Below are 20,416 nucleotides of genomic sequence, written 5' to 3'. Positions count from 1 at the left end.
ATTGAGAATATTTTTCACTATTTTAAAACCACCCTATGAAACATATTTTTTTAGTATTTATATTTATTAGCACTTCTCTATGGGCGCAAAATTATGACAAAAACTGGGAAAAAGTAATTGAATATGAAAACGAAGGAAAAATAAAATCAGCCAATGAAATAGTTTCAAAAATTCATCAAAAAGCATCTCGAGATAAAAACGAAGTGCAAATGATCAAATGTTTTTTCTATGAATCCAAATATTTGCAAGTTTTGGATGAAGATGCGCAAACCAAAATTATAAACAATTTAAAAACTGAAATAAATAACGCTTCAGTTCCATCGAAAGCGATTTTGAATTTAGTTTATGCTAAATGTTTGATCGATTATCAAAAGCAAAACTACTATTTACTGTTCAACAGAACGAATACTGTAAGTTTTGATGATCAATTTTTAACTTGGACTTCAAAAGACATTTCGGAACAAATTAATCGTGCTTTAGAAAAAACACTTCTGGACGAGGCCATATTAAAACATACTTCCTTGAGTAATTACCTTCTTGTTTTTGATTATAATGATGAAGATAAAACGAAAAAAGACAATCTGTTTAACTATTTGTTAAAAGAAAACATTGCGTTACTTACTCCGCAGATTCCGCATTGGGAAGTTCAAAAAAAGGAATTCTTATCGTTTGAAAAAGAACTTTTAGGAAATTCAGCATCTTTTTTACAACTAAATTTTGATTTTGTCAAAAATGAAAAACTAAAAAAAGTACTTGAATTGTATCAAAAACAAGAGAGAAACGTTCCTGATTTAGAAAACCAATTCGACAGAATTCAATTTTGCACGCGCGTTTTATTAGATTCTGATGAAACATTTATGAAATCCTTGAATGCAATTCAAAGAGAATCTAAAGACCTAATTCTGACTCAAAAAATTCAGTTAGAAAAAGCCGTTATTCTCAACAATTTAGCATCTAAAGAAATACATCCGGATTATAACATTAAAGCCGTTGCAACTCTTGACAGCATTATTAGCATTAATAATCGTTCAAATGCACACAAACTGGCGCTACAAAAGAAACAAAATATTAGTTCTAAATCACTGAATATTCAACTTCAAAAATTCAGTTATACTGATGAAAACACCAGAGCATTTATTAGGTATAAAAATCTAAATCGCCTTTCGGTTTCTTTCTTTAAAATAGACCAAAACATGACTAAAGACTTCCGAAACTCCCCTCACAACAAAGACAGTTTAGTAGCTGCAATAATTAAAGACAAAAAACCAATTACATCTAAAAACTATGAACTTGAAAAAAAGAATAATTATTTCGAATACAGCACTGAAGTACTTTTACCGCCATTAAAAACAGGCAGTTATTTGGTATATTTTGAAAGTGATTCAGACATCAAGAATACTAAAGCATTTGCTTATGAAACTATTACAGTTTCAAATATTGCAGTATTAACTTCGGAAAATGATAAGAAAGAAAATTATCAGGTGTTAGACAGAAAAACTGGAAAACCTTTAGAAAATGTTTCTATAAAACTATTAAATCAAACTATTATAACCGACAAAAATGGCGCAGCAACCTATCTCAAAGAAAACAACAACCGTAATTATAGCCTTATTGAATTTACAACTGAAAACGATTCTCTATTACTGAGCAGTCGTTACTCGAATTACTATTATAATGATTACGCTTCTGTAAAAAACCAGAAAGCAAAAGGCAAAGTCGAATTTTATTTGGACCGCGCCATTTATCGTCCCGGACAAACGGTTTATTATAAGGGAATTGCTTTTCGAAAAGAACTAGACAAAACGAGTATTGTTGCAAAAACTACTTTCAAAATTACAATTAAAGACCCAAACAGCACTGTTTTTAAAGAATTCAATGTGACTACAAATGAATACGGATCTTTCTCCGGAGAATTTTTATTGCCTAAAAATGGACTGACAGGAAATTTCAGAATGATAGCTAACAAACCGGATAAAAATGATACAAATTTTATTTTTGTTAAAACAAAAGACGAACATCCTTTTTGGGATACTGTAAATTATGACAATTCTGAAATATATTTCAAAGTTGAAGAATACAAACGTCCTAAATTTGAAGTGACTTTCGAGCCTTTTAAAAATGCATATCAAGTCAATCAAAAAGTAAGGGTAAATGGACTTGCCAAAGCTTTTGCAGGAAGCAACATTTCCGATGCAAAAGTAACCTACAAGGTCACACTTATTCCGTACACCTTAAACAACGGTTACTATCACAACCAAAACGGCAAATCAGAAAGTATTCTAGTTGGCGAAACTAAAACAGATACTACAGGAAAATTCGAAATAAATTTCATTGCCAAACCATTTGAAAATACCTCCAAAGAACAATTACCCATTTTTGAATACTACATATCTGCATCCGTTACGGATAGTAATGGCGAAACCCACCAAACCCAAACAAATGTTAGGATTGGCTATCATTCTTTGATGCTTACTGCAACTATCCCAAACCGAATTGAAACCAAAAATGAAAATGAAATTGAACTAAAGAGCACCAATCTCAATGGAGAATTTTTAGCTTCAAAAGGCGAAATAAAACTCTATTATGTGAGTCCTTTTTCGACTAAATTTAAATCCAGCGTTTTTCCGCGACCAGAAATTGAAACTATCTCAAAAGAAGATTTTGAGCGCTACTTCCCGTACGAATACAATAATCAACCAAACGCTGTAAAACCCACAGAAATTCTTGTCTTTTCTAAAAAAATTGACACTGAAAAAGACAAGAAATTAGTTTTGGATTTCATTTCAAATTACAAATCCGGGAATTACAAAGTGATTTTTTCTGCTAAAGATGCTTTTGAGAATCCAATAGAAACCATTTCTAATTTCAAATTGGCACAAAGCAAAGACGAAATTGATTCAAGTAAATTATTTGTCGCTGAACAAATTAACACTGATGCTAAAAAAGATGGTTTTGTTTTAGTAAAATTAACTTCGGTTATCCCTGAACTTTATATCACGGCTTCCGGAAATTACCAAAGTTCCCTTTATTTTGAAAATACTTTCCACTTGCAAAACAATGAAACTATTATCAAAATTCCACTAAAAAAAGAATTTGAAAAAAGTGTGAAGATCGGTTTTGAAAGTATTTTTGAAAATCAAACTTTCTACGACCAAATAGAAGTAATTCTCAAAGAAGAAGAAGAAGAAGAAGAAGAAGAACCCAAATTAGAATTTACTGTAGAAAGTTTTAGAAACAAAATACAACCCGGAAGCACTGAAAATTGGTCATTTCAATTAAAAACATCTAACACTACTAAAGAAGCTGAAGTTTTAGCCTCAATGTATGACAGTTCTTTAGATCAGTTTGCCAAAAGAGATTGGAATGGTTTGAAATTCAATGACTATAACTACAACTCTGCTAACTTTAAAACGGGTTTAGGATTTGATAAGACATCGAGTTACATTCGGAATCTGAATCCTATTTTAAATCGCATAGACCTGAATTACGAAACTACCAAATTAATGTGGTTTGGATTCAACATCAACGATTCTTTCACAACAATGCAACTAAAAGAATATCAAAAACAGCTAAATAATAAAAGTAAAAAACCACTAAATGCAAAAATGATTTCAGGAATTGTTTTCTATGGAGAAGAGCCATTTGCTGGCGTAATAGTTACTGTAAATGGAATTCAACGTAGTACTCAAACTGACTTTGATGGTTATTATCAAATCGAAGCTGCTCTGGGAGAAGAATTAAGTTTCTCTCATATTGGATCGCTAACCAAAAAAATTACCGTTAACTCTACAACCATAGATGTTCAGTTAGAGAAATCCGGTAATAGTTTAGAAGAAGTTGTGGTTGTTGGGTATGGTAGTGTAAAAAAGAAATCTTTAACTGCGGCTGCAGCAGTAGTTCTTGAAGAAGCAGACAATCAAATTTACAACTTCGCAGGAAATGAAATGAAATTAGAGGGGAAAGTAAATGGCATTACAATAAGAGGAAACTCAAGTATTTCAGGTAACTACAAAAATGCTTTGTATATCGTTGATGGCGAAGCAATAACTGAAGAACAATTCAGATTAATTTCTCCGACCGATATTATTGCTATTGATGTTCTAAAAAGCGAAAAAGCCACTGCATTATACGGTCCCAAAGGAGCTAACGGCGTCATTATTATCACTACCAAAAAAGCATTAGAATCCTTGACTCAAGTCAAAGCCAGAAAAAACCTCTCGGAAACTGCTTTCTTTTATCCGAATCTAAAAACAGATTCGAAAGGAAAAGTAAGTTTCAATTTTACTTCGCCTGAAGCTTTGACCACTTGGAAACTCCGATTGTTAGCGCATAACAAAGAGGCGGTTTCAGGTTATTTAGAGAAAAGTGTCATTACTCAAAAAGAACTAATGGTCACTCCTAATTTTCCTCGCTTTTTTAGAGAAAAAGACAGTATCGTAATCACTGCAAAGATTGCCAATATCACCAATGAAACCAAAACTGGAATTGCTCTTTTGCAACTCTTTGATGCGACGACAATGCAAACTATTGATGTCAAAATGGCAAATAGCAATGCTGTCAAAAACATCAAAATCGCTCCGTTTGGTAATACGAGTGTCAGTTGGAAAATCTATATTCCAGAAGGTTTGCAAGGCGTTCAGTATAAAGTTTTGGCAAAAGCAGGCAATTTTTCGGATGGTGAAGAAAATATACTTCCAGTTTTAACCAACAATATGTTAGTTACTGAAAGTATTCCGATTTGGGTTCGAGAAAACTCCAAGAAAGAATACTTCTTCGAGAATTTAAAAACCAATACTTCGATCACTTTAAGAAATCATCAATTTACATTGGAATACACATCTAACCCATCTTGGATTGCCATTCAATCATTACCGTATTTGATGGAATACGAAAACGAAAGTACAGAACAAACCTTCGCCAGATATTATGCGAATGCTCTGGCTTCTGAAATTATTTCCGGCAATCCAAAAATCGATAATCTATTCGAAACTTGGAGAAAGAACGGAAGATTGAGTTCAAAACTGGAAGAAAACGAAGAATTAAAAGCAATGATTCTTGCTGAAACTCCTTGGTTAAATGACGCTAAAAGCGAAGAAGAGAAAAAGAAAAATCTTGCTTTACTTTTCGATTTAGAAAAAATGAAAAATGCACAAGAAACAACTTTTGATAAGCTGAAACAAAAACAAAATTCGTCTGGAGGTTTCGCATGGTTTGAAGGAAGTACCGAAAATGAATACATAACCAGACATATTTTAGCAGGTTTAGGACATCTTTCGAAACTAAGTAATAATGAAAATACCACCTCCAAAATCAAAAAAATTGCTGTAACCGGAATTCCGTTTTTAGACCAAAAGTTTTTGCAATACCATAAAACCAGAACGGAAAAATTAAAAACAACCGAAAAATTGATTTGGTTCAATCCGCATTCCGATTTACATTATTTATATACCCGAAGTTTCTACCTTGAAAATTATCCGCTTTCGGATACGTTAAAGAAAGCGACTAAATTGTATCTCGAAACCGCTAAAAAAGATTGGTTGACCTATTCATTATACGAAAAAGGATTGGCTGCTTTGACTTTAAATCGCTTTGGCGAAAAAGAAACTGCCAAAAAAATTCTAGAAAGTTTAAAAGAAACCGCTTCTAACAACGAAGATTGGGGAATGTATTGGATTGCCAACAAATCAGGCTGGTATTGGTATCAGGCCCCGATAGAAACCCAAGCACTCTTGATTGAGGCCTTCGCTGAAATTAGTAATGACACCAAATCGGTGGATGCCATGAAGGCTTGGTTATTAAAAAACAAGCAAAGCAAAAACTGGCCCTCCACAAAATCCACCACCGAAGCAATTTATGCTTTATTGATGCAAGGAACCGATTGGTTGAGCGTAAAAGACAATACAATTTTTAAAATTGGGACGGAAAAGATTCTAAGCAAAAAATTAGCTGAAAACGAAAAAGAAGCAGAAACAGGCTACGTAAAACTCAATTGGAAAGCAGAAGAAATCAAAAAAGAAATGGCAACTATTTCCATCGAAAACAAATCGAAAGTTCCAGGTTTTGGAGGTGTTTACTGGCAATACTTTGAAGAATTAGATAAAATAAAAACCACTTCTGGCACTGCATTATCAGTTTCTAAAGAATTGTATGTAAAGAAAAATACCGACAAAGGAGAAATATTGGAACGAATCAATTCAAATAATCCATTAAAAATTGGAGATTTAGTTACAGTTAGATTAGTAATTTCTGCCAAAGAAGATATGGAATTTGTGCATTTAAAAGACATGCGTGCTTCTTGTTTTGAACCCGTAGATGTACTTTCGGCTTACCATTACAAAGGTGGATTGGGTTTTTATAAAAGTACCAAAGATGCCGCAACTCATTTCTTTTTTGACCAAATAAACAAAGGAACTTATGTTCTGGAATACGATGTTCGGGTAAACAACAGTGGTGATTTCTCAAATGGAATTACAACTATTCAAAATATGTATGCGCCTGAATTTAGCAGTCACACCAAAGGAATCAGAATAAAAACTAGTGAGAAATAACAATAAAAAAGCCGTCTCATATATCATAAGAGACGGCTTTTATAATTTATTTAAAAAATCAAGAATTAGTCATTCAACATTTTCCATAATTTATCTTTCAATTCTGTTAGTCCTTGTTGAGCAACAGAAGAAATAAACATGTATGGTACATCCTTGAAAGCAACGTCTAATTCTGTTTTTAATTCTGCTTTCAACTCATCATCAAGCATATCGCATTTAGAAATCACCAACAAACGCTCTTTATCAAGCATTTCAGGATTGTATTTTGTCAATTCGTTAACTAAAATATCATATTCAGCTTTGATGTCCGGCGTATCAACAGGAACCAGAAAAAGTAACGTTGAATTACGTTCAATGTGACGCAAGAAATAATGCCCTAATCCTTTTCCTTCGGCAGCTCCTTCTATAATTCCGGGAATATCCGCAATTACAAAAGATTGAAAATCTCTGTACGCAACAATTCCAAGATTTGGTTTTAAGGTTGTAAAAGGGTAATCTGCAATTTTTGGTTTAGCAGAAGTCAATACAGACAATAAAGTTGATTTTCCTGCATTAGGAAAACCTACCAAACCTACATCAGCAAGTACTTTTAGTTCTAGAATCACGTCCATTTCAACACCAGGCAAACCTGGTTGTGAATATCTAGGTGTTTGATTGGTAGAACTTCTAAAGTGCCAGTTTCCTAAACCACCTTTTCCACCACGAGAAAGTATTTGCTTTTCACCATCTTCGGTAATTTCAAATAATATTTCTCCGGTTTCCTTATCTTTTACTACCGTTCCTAATGGAACTTCAATGAATTTATCATCTCCATCTGCACCTGTACTTCTGTCTCCACTTCCATCTCCACCATTACCGGCTTTAATATGACGCGCAAATTTAAGGTGAAATAATGTCCAAAGACCTTTGTTTCCTACAAGATAAACATGCCCTCCACGACCTCCATCTCCTCCATCTGGCCCACCTTTTTCAATAAATTTTTCTCTATGCAAATGCGTAGATCCTTTTCCTCCTTTTCCGGAAGAAACATATATTTTAACGTAATCTACAAAATTCCCTTCAGTCATTTTTTCTAATATTCAATGTTCAGCTTTAGCATTTAGTACTCATTTTGAGCAATTTAATCCTAAGCTATTTAATTTTTTAATGCTTTCACCATCACTTTATCAATCTTCACGCCATCCATATCAATGACTTCTAACTCAAATTTTTGCCAAATCAATTTTTCTCCTTGTTTAGGAATATGAGAGAGCTCCGTCATTATTAATCCACTCACTGTGGTTACTTCATAATCATTGATTAATTCATCTAATTCAAAGTAAGTCAAGAAATCATGCAACGAATAGTGTCCGTCAACCAACCAGCTTCCGTCTTCTCTTTCAATCAACTGAAAATCATCTTTATAAAAATCAGAAGCATCACCAACCAATGCTTCCAAAATATCATTCAAAGTAATTACTCCTTGAAAAACACCATATTCATCTGAGACAAATGCATAATGTATCCCTGTTTTTTTAAAGTTTTCTAAGGCTATATATGCGGTGGTTTGCTCCATCATAAAAGGAGCTTCGGTCATTATATCCGCCAAATTGAAGTTTTCATTTTCAAAATGGGCGAAAATATTTTTCAGGTTAACGACTCCAACAATATCATCATAATTTTCACCGTAAACCGGATAAATAGAATGCAATTCTTTCAGCATAAATTCCTTAACCTGTTCTTTATCAGAATGCAAAGGTAAAAAAACCACTGACTTCCTGTGTGTCATCAATGAATTTATTTTTCTGTCTCCAATATGGAAAACGCGCTCCACAATATCTTGTTCAATTTCTTGAACTTCTCCTCCTTCGGTTCCTTCTTTGATTATCGCTTTTATTTCCTCTTCGGTTACTTTACCGTCAGCGGTAGGCTTTATTTGTAAAATATCCAATAAAAAATCTGTAGAATGTGTTAACAACCAAATAAATGGTGCCGTTACAATTGAAACGATTTTCATGGGTAATGCCACTGCTTTGGCAATGGATTCCGGATGATTCAAACCGATTCTTTTAGGTAATAATTCTCCTAGAACTAAAGAGAAAAAGGTCAAAACTACTACAACAATCCCCACCGCAACTGATGGTGCGTATAGTTTTAAAAATTCAAATCCGCTTACAAAAGTCTCTACATCCATTGTGATTTTATCACCACTATAAATACCGGTAAGAATTCCTATTAGCGTTATTCCTATTTGTACGGTTGATAAAAATTTGTTTGGTGAGTTCGCCAAATCCAATGCGATTTTAGCACTTTTATTCCCTTTTTTTGCCGCGGTCTCTAATCTGTTTTTTCTTGCTGAAATCAATGCGATTTCTGACATAGAGAAAACCCCATTTAATAGTATTAGAAAAAATATTATTAGTATTTCCAATTTTTTAGTTGATTCGTTTTTTATTTAAAATCTGATTTCTGAATTTGATTTTCTGAAATCTCCAGTCTGGATTTTAGCCCAGATGGGAATGAAAAGCCCAGAGTTAAAAAAGCTAATTTTTCTTGTCAAAAAAGAGCGACCAAAGGAAGCTCCTTTTATGGCTTAGAAAAATAGATTTTTTAACGAGGACTTGTAATGTACAGCTGGAATTGCTCCTATAAATTATCAATCACGTTGCTTACTCTTTCTGTAATTTCAGCGATTGTACCTATTCCGTTTACTGCATAAAATTTACCTTGCTCCTCATAATAACTCATTAAAGGCGCTGTTTTTTCATTGTATTCCTGGTAGCGATTTCTGATTTTTTCTTCATCTTGATCATCAATTCTACCACTTGTTTTCCCTCTTTCCAAGAGACGTTTTACCAGAATCTCATCATCGGCTTCGAGTGCAATTGTCGCTGCAACTTTAGAACCTATTGACGTTAGAAATGCGTCTAAAGCTTCGGCTTGTGAAATTGTTCTTGGATATCCGTCAAACAATATTCCATTAGTATCCGGGTGTTTATTTACCTCATCAATCAGCATTTTTGTAGTCAATTCATCTGGAACTAAATCTCCAGCATCCATAAATACTCTTGCTTGTTTGCCAAGTTCTGTATCGTTTTTTAAATTAAAACGAAATACATCGCCCGTTGATATATGTGTTAATTTGTATTTTTCTTTCAAAAACTCCGCTTGAGTTCCTTTACCAGCTCCTGGCTTTCCAAATAAAACAATGTTAGTCATGTTGTTGTGTCGTTATTCTTTTAGTTTATATACTTCGGGTAAATTTCTTCCTAATCCATCGTAGTCTAAGCCAAAACCCACAATAAATTTATTTGGAATTCTAATCCCAATGTAATCTATTTTGATGTCTTTTGTGTATGCTTCAGGTTTAAAAAAAAGTGTTGCTATTTTAAAATGTTTTACATTTTGCTTTTTGAATAATTCTTTCAGTTCAACCAATGTATTTCCGGTGTCAACTATATCTTCGATTATGACAACAGAACGTCCAGTTAAATCCTGATTTATACCTATTAATTGTTTCACTTCGTTTGTGGTAGAAGTTCCTTCGTATGATGCCATTTTAATGAAAGATACTTCACATGGTTTTTTATATTGTTTCATAAAATCAGAAACAACCATAAAAGCTCCATTCAATACTCCCACAAATACCGGCGTTTCATCAGCAAAATCAGCTTCTACTTGCGAAACCATTTTAGCGATGGCAAAATCAATTTCTTTGGCAGAAATAAACGGAACAAATTGTTTATCGTGAAGTTGTATCATTATTTTCGTGTTTAAAATAATGCGCAAAGATACAGAATTCGGATTTGACAATTGATAAATGGGCATTAATTTCTAATTTTAAGTAAATTCCACAAAAAAACGAGTCAAAATGTATTAAAAGCAACAAATGATACAATAGAAATTATGAAGAAAATAAAATAGCATTTTCGGATTCAATCATTATAAAGTATCTTTGCATAAACATACAACTACACAATGAATTATTTTTCTTCTGATTTTAAATTGGGAATTCTCGGCGGAGGACAACTTGGTAAAATGCTGTTGTTTGACACCCGAAAATTCGACATACAAACTTATATTCTTGATCCAAGTGATGAAGCACCATGCAAGATAGCCTGTAATAAATTCTTTAAAGGTGATTTAATGGATTTTGAAACGGTGTATAACTTTGGTAAAAAAGTTGATGTTTTAACTTTCGAAATTGAATTGGTAAATCTTGAAGCTTTAGTAAAACTAGAGGAAGAGGGAGTAAAAGTATTTCCTTCACCAAAAACGTTGAAATTGATTCAAAACAAAGGAATTCAGAAAGATTTCTACACGCAACACACAATTCCAACAGCAAATTACAAACGATTTGAGAATCTAAAAAGTCTAATTGTTGATATTTTGGATTCTAAAACAAAACTACCTTTTGTATGGAAATGTACGGAATTTGGTTATGATGGAAATGGTGTAAAAGTGATTCGACAAATCTCGGATTTAGACAATTTAGCCAATGTAGAATGTATTGCTGAAGAAATGGTTCCGTTCAAAAATGAACTAGCCGTTATCGTTTGTCGCAATCCATCAGGCGAAATAAAAACTTATCCAGTGGTAGAAATGGAATTTCATCCAGAAGCCAATCAAGTGGAATATGTCATTTGTCCGGCTCGTATTGATGATAAAGTAGCCGAAAAAGCAAGAGCAATCGCATTGAATGTTTCCGAAAAGTTCAATCATGTTGGTTTATTAGCAGTTGAAATGTTTCAAACTGAAGACGATGAAATCCTTGTAAACGAAGTTGCTCCTCGCCCACACAATTCAGGTCATTATTCCATTGAAGCCAGTTATACTTCACAATTTGAAAATCATTTGCGAGCAATTCTTAATTTGCCTTTGGGAAATACCGACAGTAAAGTTGCTGGAATTATGGTAAATCTTTCAGGTGAAGAAGGCTATTCCGGTGATGTGGTGTATGAAAATATTGAAAAAATATTAGGTTGGAACGGTGTTACGCCACATATTTACGGAAAGAAACAAACACGCCCCTTTAGAAAAATGGGACATGTAACGATAGTAAATCCAGACATCAATGAAGCTCGAAGAATAGCTGAAAATGTAAAAAACACGATAAGAGTAATAAGTTAGTTGAAAGATTGAAAAAAATAAAAGATTGAAAAATTCAGAATACCAACTAAATTGAGTTTTTCAAAAAATCTTTAAATACTTAAATCTTTAAATCTTTAAATAAAAAATAATGAAAGTAGCCGTAATCATGGGAAGCATTTCTGATATGCCCGTAATGCAAGAAGCAATAGACATTTTAAAAGCATTCGATATAGAAATAGAAGTCGATATTGTATCGGCACACAGAACTCCCGAAAAATTATTTGATTTCAGCAACAATGCACACACTCGTGGAATTTCGGTAGTAATAGCAGGTGCTGGCGGAGCAGCGCATTTGCCAGGAATGGTAGCTTCTATGTCGCCACTTCCAGTAATTGGCGTACCTATAAAATCAAGCAATTCAATCGATGGTTGGGATAGTGTGTTATCTATTCTACAAATGCCAGGCGGAGTTCCCGTAGCAACTGTAGCATTAAACGGTGCAAAAAATGCAGGAATTCTTGCCGCTCAAATTATAGGAAGCCACAATAAAAATGTGATGGAAAAAATAATTAAATACAAAACAGGATTGAAAGAAGCGGTTAACATAGCTGCTGAAAGTCTAAAAAAATAAAAAAAGCTCCGTAATGGAGCTTTTTTATTTAAATCTTGAATCACTTATTCAACATCTACTGCTATTTCTAAAACCCCTTCAAATTCCGAAGCAATTATATCTTCTTTATTCAGCCAATACTCAGAGGTGGTAATGGTATAATTCAGATTATCCACAGTTGTTAAATCCCACAAAACATCCTCAGCTTCCGGAAAAGGAGCATTTTCATTCATCGCGTGATCAAACAATCGTTTGATAAGATTACTGTCAGACAATCCTTTGCTCAATAATTTAAGTACATTCTCTTTGGTCAATTGCATCTCATTTTCACTTTCTAATGGCGCAATTGTAACCGTTATAATTGTTGCTTTTGCATTGGGAAATTTACCGTTATACGCTTTAAAAAGCAATTGATTAATATGAAATAGAGTTGAATGTAATCCTATTTCAGGATATTCTTCACACACTTTATCCAAAAACATATCATTAGAAATTTGGTGAATTTGCCCTTCGTTTAAATGCTCTGATAATTTATATTCTAATACGATTACGGCAGCCTCTTTGGGTTCAAAATCAGAAATTGCCATAAATAATAGTTCTCTTAAACTGGAAGCATCCGCATCTGAAGCATCCGGATAATCGAATTTTTCAAGCAGTTTAATATAATCATCATTTGTCCAATAGGTTTCAATTTCGTCTACAGTATTTGCGCTATTTATTGTAATTTGATAGTTCATATTTTCTTTGAATATTTATTTCTTGTTTTGATTTGTCTCTTCAGAAACGCATCTTTTTTTACAATTTAGGGCTTTATCACTGCGAAACGAAATAAATAACATTTAAATAACACAATCAGCAATGGCATTTTGAAATAAATCAATTGCTTTATCAACTTCATTTTTTTCATTAAATCCGTACATTTGTTATCTTTAAACATCGAATTATTTTTATTAAAAAATACAAATGAGCATCTTAACCCACCATTTCAATACAAAGTATAATACTGCGCCTTTTTCGAAAATTAAAAACGAAGATTTTCTTCCTGCTTTTCAAAAAGGAATCGAATTGGCAAAAGCCGAAATCGATGCTATTGTTAGAAATCCCATACAGCCTACTTTCGAAAACACCATTGAAGCACTAGCTTTCAGCGGAGATGTTTTGGATAGAATTTCAAGTATCTTTTTCAACTTAAATTCAGCAGAAACCAATGATGAGATTCAAAAAATCGCTCAGGAAGTTTCTCCGTTATTATCTGAATTTGGAAATGACGTTCGCCTTAACCCTGATTTATTCGCCCGAGTAAAAACGGTTTATGAGCAACGAGAAAAACTGAATCTAAATCCAGAACAAACCACTCTTTTGGATAAAAAATACAAAAGCTTTTCCAGAAACGGAGCGAATTTGCCAGAAGACAAAAAGAATCAATTGCGAGAAATAGACAAAGAATTATCGAAATTGAGTTTGCAGTTTGGCGAAAATGTTTTGGCCGAAACACAAGCGTATCAATTGCATATTACAAATGAATCTGATTTAGCCGGTTTACCGGAAGGAACTATCGAAGCCGCTCATTCTTTGGCTAAAAGCCAAGAAAAAGAAGGCTGGATTTTCACGCTGGATTACCCAAGTTATGTTCCGTTTGTGACCTATGCTGATAATCGTGAATTGCGCAAGAAAATGGCAATCGCTTTTGGCGCGAAAGGTTTTCAAAACAATGAATTTGACAATCAGGAAATTGTACTTAAAATTGCAAAATTGCGTTTTGACCGAGCTCAGGTTTTAGGTTATGCCACTCATGCTCATTTTGTACTTGAAGAACGAATGGCAGAAAGTCCGGAGAAAGTGAAAACATTTTCGAATGATTTATTGGAAAAAGCGAAACCGGCAGCTTTGAAAGAATTTGCACAATTAACCGCTTTCGCAAAAGAACTTCACGGAATCGAACAACTAGAGAAATGGGATGGCGCGTATTATTCGGAGAAATTGAAGCAACAATTATTCAATTTAGATGATGAAATATTAAAACCTTATTTTCAATTAGAGAAAGTTCTGGACGGTGCTTTTGCAGTAGCGCAAAAATTATACGGAATCACTTTCGAAGAAATTTTCGAAGTAGATAAATACCATGAGGAAGTAAAAACATACGAAGTAAAAGACGAGGAAGACCAACTGGTTGCTGTTTTTTATGCTGATTTCTTTCCAAGAAAAGGCAAAAGAAACGGTGCTTGGATGACGTCTTTTAAATCGCAATACATCAAAAAGGAAATCAACGAAAGACCGCATATTTCAATTGTGTGCAATTTCACGAAACCTACCGAAACAAAACCATCATTATTAACTTTTAACGAAGTAACGACTTTGTTTCATGAATTTGGTCATGCATTGCACGGAATGTTGGCAAACACGACATACCCAAGTTTATCCGGAACAAGTGTATATTGGGATTTTGTAGAATTACCAAGTCAGATTTTAGAAAACTGGTGTTACGAACCGGAAGCTTTGGCTTTGTTTGCTTATCATTATCAAACTGGCGAAATGATTCCGATGGAATTAGTACATAAAATTAAAGAAAGCGCCAGTTTCCAAGAAGGAATTGCAACGATGCGTCAATTGAGTTTTGGATTATTGGATATGGGGTGGCATGCGCAAGATCCTTCCAATATCAAAGACATCAAAGCTTTTGAAACCGAACAATTTGCAGCCACACAATTGTATCCTGAAGTAAAAGAAAATGCGATGAGCACCTCTTTCTCCCATATTTTTCAAGGCGGTTATTCTTCTGGTTATTACAGCTACAAATGGGCCGAAGTTCTGGATGCTGATGCTTTTGAATATTTTCAGGAAAAAGGTATTTTCAATAAAGAAGTAGCCACAAAATTTAAAGAAAACGTGCTGTCTAAAGGCGGAACAGAACATCCGATGATTTTGTACAAACGCTTTAGAGGACAAGAACCAAAACCGGAAGCATTATTGAGAAGAGCAGGATTGGTATAAGTATAAATATTTGAAACCCGAAGTATAATGCTTCGGGTTTTTTAATACACTTTTAGCACAGAAAGCTAAAAACAACAATTTATTCTTGAATTACTTTAAATGTATTATTAAAAACAAAAAACATTTGATATGATAACAACTATTAAGGTTTTAACTAAAATAAATGCCCCAATACAAACTGTTTTTGATCTATCCAGAGATATTGACACACACCAAGAATCTGTCAATTTCACTAAAGAAACTGCAATTGACGGAATCACTTCCGGGTTAATTAATTACAACGAAACCGTTACTTGGCGAGGCAAACATTTTGGTGTTTATTTGACTCATAAAAGCCGAATCACAGCCATGAATTTATACGACTATTTTGTTGATGAAATGGAAGAAGGAAAATTCAAATCATTCCGACATGAACATATATTTAATGAAAAAGACGGAGTTACTATAATGAAGGATAAATTACATTATGAAGTTCCCTATGGATTTTTTGGAGAATTATTTGATTTATTGTTTTTAAAAAATCACATGATTAATTTTATCATCGAAAGAAATAAAACATTGAAAGCTTTATCAGAAAATGAGAAGCAATAACCACCAAACAATCGGGACACTTTCTACCCAAAAGGAAGTGTAATATTTAGACCGTTTTTCATTTGCAAAAAGCATAAATAATGAAATGATTATCACTAAAATCAGGTTGATAATCAATTGATTTTTGTCAAAATTACTTTTAAAAAATTCTAAAAAATAAAACGGAAGTAAAAGCAACAACCCTAATATTTTAGTGCGCTTCACCCCTATTTGCTGCGGTACTGTTTTTAAATGCGGATCGTCTTTTGCCAAATCAATAATTTCAAAAATAAGTACCAATACAAAAATCAAGATAAAGCGTTGCATACATTTTAAATAAAAATCGGAAGTAATTGGAACATCAGCATTCAAAACTGGCAAAGCCAGTGTCACTCCAACCCAACACAATGCTACAATATAAATTTTAACACCTGCCCAATTCCTGGCATTTTTCTTATTTGGAAAAAAGGAAAGTGTGTACAATAATGTAACACTCAAGAAAACTACTGCGACTATTTGGGTTATCCTTTGCAGCAGAAAAAAATAATATCCGACTAAAAAAAGAGCAAAAAAGCTAAATAAAGCAATCGTTTTTAACTGCTTACGCATTTGTAATCTTTGAACTCTAGCCAGTGCATCATATTTTACAAAATTATATCCTACAATTGTTCCAAAAAAAGCAAAGTTAGCAACTGGCTCATCTACTGGAATGTGGAACATGTGTTGCGTCATTCTAACCAAGGCATAACAAGACAAACCCACGTGAATGCTACTATTAATGTAAAAATCGAATATTAGTTTCAAAAACCTCATTAGACAAAATTAATCAAAGTGTTAACAAGAATGGCTTTTAGTTGAAAAATTCACAGAAAATCAAGTTAAAAAAGTCTTTTAATAGCAGATTAATATTTATTTTTACAGCCTTTTAAAACAAGAAACACACAACCCATTTTATATATAATGAAAACAGACGCTTTTGCATTAAGACACATTGGCCCAAGAGAAAATGATCTAGAACATATGTTGAAGACAATTGGGGCAGCAACACTTGACCAATTGATCCATGAAACTATCCCAAGTGATATTCGTTTAAAATCTGATTTGGACTTAGAGCCTGCAATGACTGAATATGAGTTTGCAAATCACATTCAAAAATTAGGGAATAAAAATAAAGTTTTTCAATCGTACATTGGTTTAGGATACAATGCAGCCATTATCCCTGCGGTAATCCAAAGAAATGTATTTGAAAATCCAGGATGGTATACTGCTTATACGCCGTATCAAGCTGAAATCGCACAAGGTCGTTTAGAAGCGATTTTGAATTTTCAAACGATGGTTATCGAATTAACCGGAATGGAAATCGCTAATGCCTCTTTATTAGACGAAGGAACTGCTGCTGCTGAAGCAATGGCGTTACTTTTTGACGTTCGTTCTCGCGACCAAAAGAAAAACAACATCAATAAATTTTTCGTTTCTGAGGAAATATTACCACAAACTTTATCGGTTTTGCAAACACGTTCTACGCCAATCGGGGTTGAATTAGTGATTGGAAACCATGAATCATTCGATTTTTCATCGGAATATTTTGGAGCAATCCTTCAATATCCAGGGAAATTTGGACAAGTTCATGATTATACCGCATTTATCGCTAAAGCGGCTGCAAGCGAAATAAAAGTAGCCGTTGCTGCTGATATTTTAAGTTTGGCAAAACTGACTCCTCCGGGAGAAATGGGCGCTGCAGTAGTTCTTGGAACTACGCAACGTTTCGGAATTCCGTTAGGTTACGGTGGTCCACACGCTGCTTATTTTGCCACAAAAGAAGAATACAAAAGAAGCATGCCAGGAAGAATCATCGGTGTAACTGTTGATACGGATGGAAATCGTGCTTTGCGTATGGCATTACAAACACGTGAGCAACACATTAAACGTGATAAAGCCACTTCAAATATTTGTACAGCACAAGTTCTATTGTCAGTTATGGCAGGAATGTATGCTGTTTATCATGGCCCAAAAGGCTTGCAATACATTGCTAATAAAGTACATGCTTCGGCAGCAACATTGGCAAATGCATTAGAAAAATTAGGCTTACAACAAACCAATACTGCTTTCTTTGACACAATTGTTATCAAGGCTGATGCCCAAAAAGTAAAAGCGATTGCTGAACAAAACGAAATCAACTTTTATTACATCGACGAAAATACAGTTTCAATTTCTTTGAACGAAACTACAAGCATTGCTGATTTAAATAAAATTATTGCTGTTTTCGCTTCCGCAAAAGGTACTCAGGCAACTACAATTGACAGTTTATCAGAAACCAATCATTTCCCAGAAAATGTAAACAGAACATCAACGTTCTTGCAACACGATGTCTTCAATAAACACCATTCAGAAACCGCTTTGATGCGTTACATCAAAATGCTGGAACGAAAAGATTTGGCATTGAATCACTCCATGATTTCATTGGGATCTTGTACCATGAAACTGAATGCCGCTTCAGAAATGTTGCCTTTAAGCATGGCACAATGGAATAACATTCACCCGTTTGCTCCATTAGACCAAGCGCAAGGATACCAAGAAATGCTGGCTAAATTAGAACAACAATTAAATGTTATTACTGGTTTTGCAGGAACAACATTACAACCTAATTCAGGTGCTCAAGGGGAATATGCCGGATTAATGGTTATTCGTGCGTACCACCAATCTAGAGGAGATCACCATAGAAACATTGCTTTAATTCCATCATCGGCTCACGGAACAAATCCAGCTTCGGCAGCTATGGCAGGAATGAAAGTTGTGGTTACTAAAACATTGGAAAATGGAAATATTGATGTAGAAGATTTACGTGAAAAAGCAATTCTTCACAAAGACAATCTTTCTTGCTTGATGGTAACGTATCCATCAACTCACGGTGTTTTTGAAAGCGCAATCAAAGAAATCACACAATTGATCCACGATAACGGTGGACAAGTATATATGGATGGTGCCAACATGAATGCTCAAGTTGGATTAACAAATCCTGCAACTATTGGGGCTGATGTTTGTCACTTGAACTTACACAAAACATTCGCTATTCCTCACGGTGGCGGAGGACCTGGTGTAGGACCAATATGTGTTGCACCACAACTTGTGCCATTTTTACCTACAAATCCAGTAATTCCAACAGGTGGAGAAAACGCTATTACAGCTATTTCTGCCGCACCTTGGGGTTCTGCTTTGGTTTGTTTGATATCGTATGGTTACATCTGCATGCTTGGTGCTGAAGGTGTGAAAAAATCTACTGAATATGCAATTTTAAATGCAAACTATATTAAAGAGAAATTAAACGGTCACTATGATACGTTGTATTCTGGAGAAATGGGTCGTGCGGCACACGAAATGATTTTGGAATGCCGTCCATTTAAAGAAAAAGGAATTGAAGTAACTGATATTGCTAAACGTTTGATGGATTATGGTTTTCATGCTCCAACCGTTTCGTTCCCAGTTGCCGGAACTTTAATGATTGAACCTACTGAAAGTGAAAACTTAGAAGAGTTAGATCGTTTTTGTGATGCCATGATTGCTATCAGAAAAGAAATTGAAGCCGCTACTTTAGACAATCCAAATAATGTGTTGAAAAATGCGCCACATACTTTAATGATGGTTACTACTGATACTTGGAATTTCCCTTACACTCGTGAAGCTGCTGCATTTCCATTAGAATACATTGCCGAAAATAAATTCTGGCCTACCGTTCGTAGAGCAGATGAAGCGTACGGTGATAGAAATTTAGTTTGTTCTTGCGCACCAATTGAAGCGTACATGGAAAACTAATTTTTGAATTAATTTTAAAAAAAACAAAAATGCCTCGAATATCGAGGCATTTTTTTATAAGAACATTCTAAATCTAGTATTTATATCCTAAACCAGTTTTTATAGCTTGTGTTCCACCAAATTGATTAGAATTTGCTCCAACTGTAGTTTTATCAGAAATCATCAATACAAAAGGACAACCCAATATTGCAGCGGACATTTTAAGCTTTTTCTCTGCTTTTTTGTCACCTGTATTACCTGTTTGAAGATTAATCATCCCTGTTTTTCCTCTAACTTCGCCTACTTTTTTCAAACCAGCGATGTATGATTTTTCTTCAAGAATAATCACTTTTTCCCAATCAGCTTCACCAGCAACAACTATTTTTTCAGTAACCTCTTCTACTCTACCACTTTTACCATAAACAATTTTTTCAATTGCATATTTCCCGATAGAATTTTCAGCATCTTCACCATCATATTTAAAAACAACCGTGTATTCATCTACACGCATAACTTTTCCATTTACGATTTCACCACTGTGTTTTGTGATAACATCAACTTGAGCACTTGCTAAAGTTGCAGTTAAAATCATAGAAAACAATAAAATAATTTTTTTCATTTTTTTTTATTTTTTTATTAATTAGTTATTTATAATTATCAAAAATATAAAAAAACTTACAAAACCAATAACATTTAATAAAGAAATTATAATCCTACAAAATTAAGATTACAGCTAAAAAAACTGCGATAAATAACTTAACATAGACTTCATAGTAAATAAACATGAAATCCTAATCCTCAAAATATCAATTTTATCAATTGCAACAATTAGGAAATA

Annotated in this window: 13 protein-coding genes; 6 read left to right on the top strand and 7 right to left on the bottom strand. The window is 33.8% G+C overall.

The annotated features are described in order from the left end of the window. Nucleotides 1-35: 35 nt before the first annotated feature. On the top strand, nt 36-6,548 hold the full coding sequence (locus tag C8C87_RS02090; RefSeq protein WP_121340944.1) for an alpha-2-macroglobulin: 6,513 nt from the start codon (nt 36-38) through the stop codon (nt 6,546-6,548). Between the two features lie 65 nt (nt 6,549-6,613). Here C8C87_RS02090 and obgE read toward each other — a convergent pair whose 3' ends face one another. The 4 genes from obgE to hpt form a co-directional block, all read right to left on the bottom strand. Beyond that, the gene (obgE, locus tag C8C87_RS02085; protein WP_099713458.1) at nt 6,614-7,615 is read right to left on the bottom strand and encodes a GTPase ObgE; all 1,002 of its coding nucleotides are present in this window, start codon (nt 7,613-7,615) and stop codon (nt 6,614-6,616) included. 68 nt (nt 7,616-7,683) lie between these two features. Next, nucleotides 7,684-8,958, bottom strand: coding sequence for a hemolysin family protein (locus C8C87_RS02080; protein ID WP_121340943.1), 1,275 nt, complete (start codon nt 8,956-8,958; stop codon nt 7,684-7,686). Nucleotides 8,959-9,173: 215 nt separating this feature from the next. Further along, entirely contained in the window at nt 9,174-9,746 is a 573-nt protein-coding gene (locus C8C87_RS02075; protein WP_099713460.1) for an adenylate kinase, read from the bottom strand. Nucleotides 9,747-9,758: 12 nt separating this feature from the next. Further along, entirely contained in the window at nt 9,759-10,289 is a 531-nt protein-coding gene (gene hpt, locus C8C87_RS02070; protein ID WP_099716186.1) for a hypoxanthine phosphoribosyltransferase, read from the bottom strand. A gap of 216 nt (nt 10,290-10,505) precedes the next feature. On the opposite strand from hpt, the gene C8C87_RS02065 reads away from it, so the two are divergent. After that, on the top strand, nt 10,506-11,657 hold the full coding sequence (locus C8C87_RS02065) for a 5-(carboxyamino)imidazole ribonucleotide synthase (protein ID WP_121340942.1): 1,152 nt from the start codon (nt 10,506-10,508) through the stop codon (nt 11,655-11,657). Between the two features lie 109 nt (nt 11,658-11,766). Beyond that, nucleotides 11,767-12,249 carry a 5-(carboxyamino)imidazole ribonucleotide mutase gene (gene purE / locus C8C87_RS02060; protein ID WP_121340941.1) on the top strand — a complete coding sequence of 161 codons (483 nt, stop codon included), beginning with the start codon at nt 11,767-11,769 and terminating at the stop codon, nt 12,247-12,249. 44 nt (nt 12,250-12,293) lie between these two features. Here purE and C8C87_RS02055 read toward each other — a convergent pair whose 3' ends face one another. Beyond that, nucleotides 12,294-12,965, bottom strand: a complete 672-nt coding sequence (locus C8C87_RS02055) for a hypothetical protein (protein ID WP_121340940.1) — start codon at nt 12,963-12,965, stop codon at nt 12,294-12,296. A 226-nt stretch (nt 12,966-13,191) separates the two neighbouring features. Between C8C87_RS02055 and C8C87_RS02050 the strand changes: the two genes are divergently transcribed. Together C8C87_RS02050 and C8C87_RS02045 are read left to right on the top strand one after the other, a co-directional pair. After that, a complete protein-coding gene (locus C8C87_RS02050; RefSeq protein ID WP_121340939.1) occupies nt 13,192-15,219 on the top strand; it encodes a M3 family metallopeptidase in 2,028 nt (675 codons plus the stop codon). Between the two features lie 129 nt (nt 15,220-15,348). Continuing rightward, nucleotides 15,349-15,810 (top strand): SRPBCC family protein, encoded by a 462-nt coding sequence (locus C8C87_RS02045; RefSeq protein ID WP_315167230.1) that lies wholly within the window; start codon nt 15,349-15,351, stop codon nt 15,808-15,810. Here the strand turns inward: C8C87_RS02045 and C8C87_RS02040 are convergent. Further along, complete coding sequence (locus C8C87_RS02040; protein WP_121340938.1) at nt 15,790-16,602, bottom strand: hypothetical protein; 813 nt, start codon at nt 16,600-16,602, stop codon at nt 15,790-15,792. The two genes, C8C87_RS02045 and C8C87_RS02040, sit on opposite strands and share 21 nt — an antisense overlap. A gap of 147 nt (nt 16,603-16,749) precedes the next feature. Between C8C87_RS02040 and gcvP the strand changes: the two genes are divergently transcribed. Further along, nucleotides 16,750-19,599 carry an aminomethyl-transferring glycine dehydrogenase gene (gene gcvP, locus C8C87_RS02035; protein ID WP_121340937.1) on the top strand — a complete coding sequence of 950 codons (2,850 nt, stop codon included), beginning with the start codon at nt 16,750-16,752 and terminating at the stop codon, nt 19,597-19,599. A 73-nt stretch (nt 19,600-19,672) separates the two neighbouring features. Here the strand turns inward: gcvP and C8C87_RS02030 are convergent, their stop codons facing one another. After that, nucleotides 19,673-20,197 (bottom strand): hypothetical protein, encoded by a 525-nt coding sequence (locus C8C87_RS02030; RefSeq protein WP_099713467.1) that lies wholly within the window; start codon nt 20,195-20,197, stop codon nt 19,673-19,675. Nucleotides 20,198-20,416: the final 219 nt, after the last annotated feature.

Origin of the sequence: Flavobacterium sp. 120 (assembly GCF_003633605.1) — a bacterium.
GTDB lineage: Bacteria > Bacteroidota > Bacteroidia > Flavobacteriales > Flavobacteriaceae > Flavobacterium > Flavobacterium algoritolerans.
Note: the sequence above shows the minus strand (reverse complement) of the source record. Positions and strands in the feature narration are given on the sequence as shown.

What these genes read in the sequence shown, in the direction of transcription:
- C8C87_RS02040 (WP_121340938.1), bottom strand. Translation starts at nt 16,602, where the DNA reads ATGAGGTTTTTGAAACTAATATTCGATTTTTACATTAATAGTAGCATT.
- C8C87_RS02030 (WP_099713467.1), bottom strand. Translation starts at nt 20,197, where the DNA reads ATGAAAAAAATTATTTTATTGTTTTCTATGATTTTAACTGCAACTTTA.
- C8C87_RS02065 (WP_121340942.1), top strand. Translation starts at nt 10,506, where the DNA reads ATGAATTATTTTTCTTCTGATTTTAAATTGGGAATTCTCGGCGGAGGA.
- gcvP (WP_121340937.1), top strand. Translation starts at nt 16,750, where the DNA reads ATGAAAACAGACGCTTTTGCATTAAGACACATTGGCCCAAGAGAAAAT.
- hpt (WP_099716186.1), bottom strand. Translation starts at nt 10,289, where the DNA reads ATGATACAACTTCACGATAAACAATTTGTTCCGTTTATTTCTGCCAAA.
- obgE (WP_099713458.1), bottom strand. Translation starts at nt 7,615, where the DNA reads ATGACTGAAGGGAATTTTGTAGATTACGTTAAAATATATGTTTCTTCC.
- C8C87_RS02090 (WP_121340944.1), top strand. Translation starts at nt 36, where the DNA reads ATGAAACATATTTTTTTAGTATTTATATTTATTAGCACTTCTCTATGG.
- purE (WP_121340941.1), top strand. Translation starts at nt 11,767, where the DNA reads ATGAAAGTAGCCGTAATCATGGGAAGCATTTCTGATATGCCCGTAATG.
- C8C87_RS02055 (WP_121340940.1), bottom strand. Translation starts at nt 12,965, where the DNA reads ATGAACTATCAAATTACAATAAATAGCGCAAATACTGTAGACGAAATT.
- C8C87_RS02045 (WP_315167230.1), top strand. Translation starts at nt 15,349, where the DNA reads ATGATAACAACTATTAAGGTTTTAACTAAAATAAATGCCCCAATACAA.
- C8C87_RS02050 (WP_121340939.1), top strand. Translation starts at nt 13,192, where the DNA reads ATGAGCATCTTAACCCACCATTTCAATACAAAGTATAATACTGCGCCT.
- C8C87_RS02075 (WP_099713460.1), bottom strand. Translation starts at nt 9,746, where the DNA reads ATGACTAACATTGTTTTATTTGGAAAGCCAGGAGCTGGTAAAGGAACT.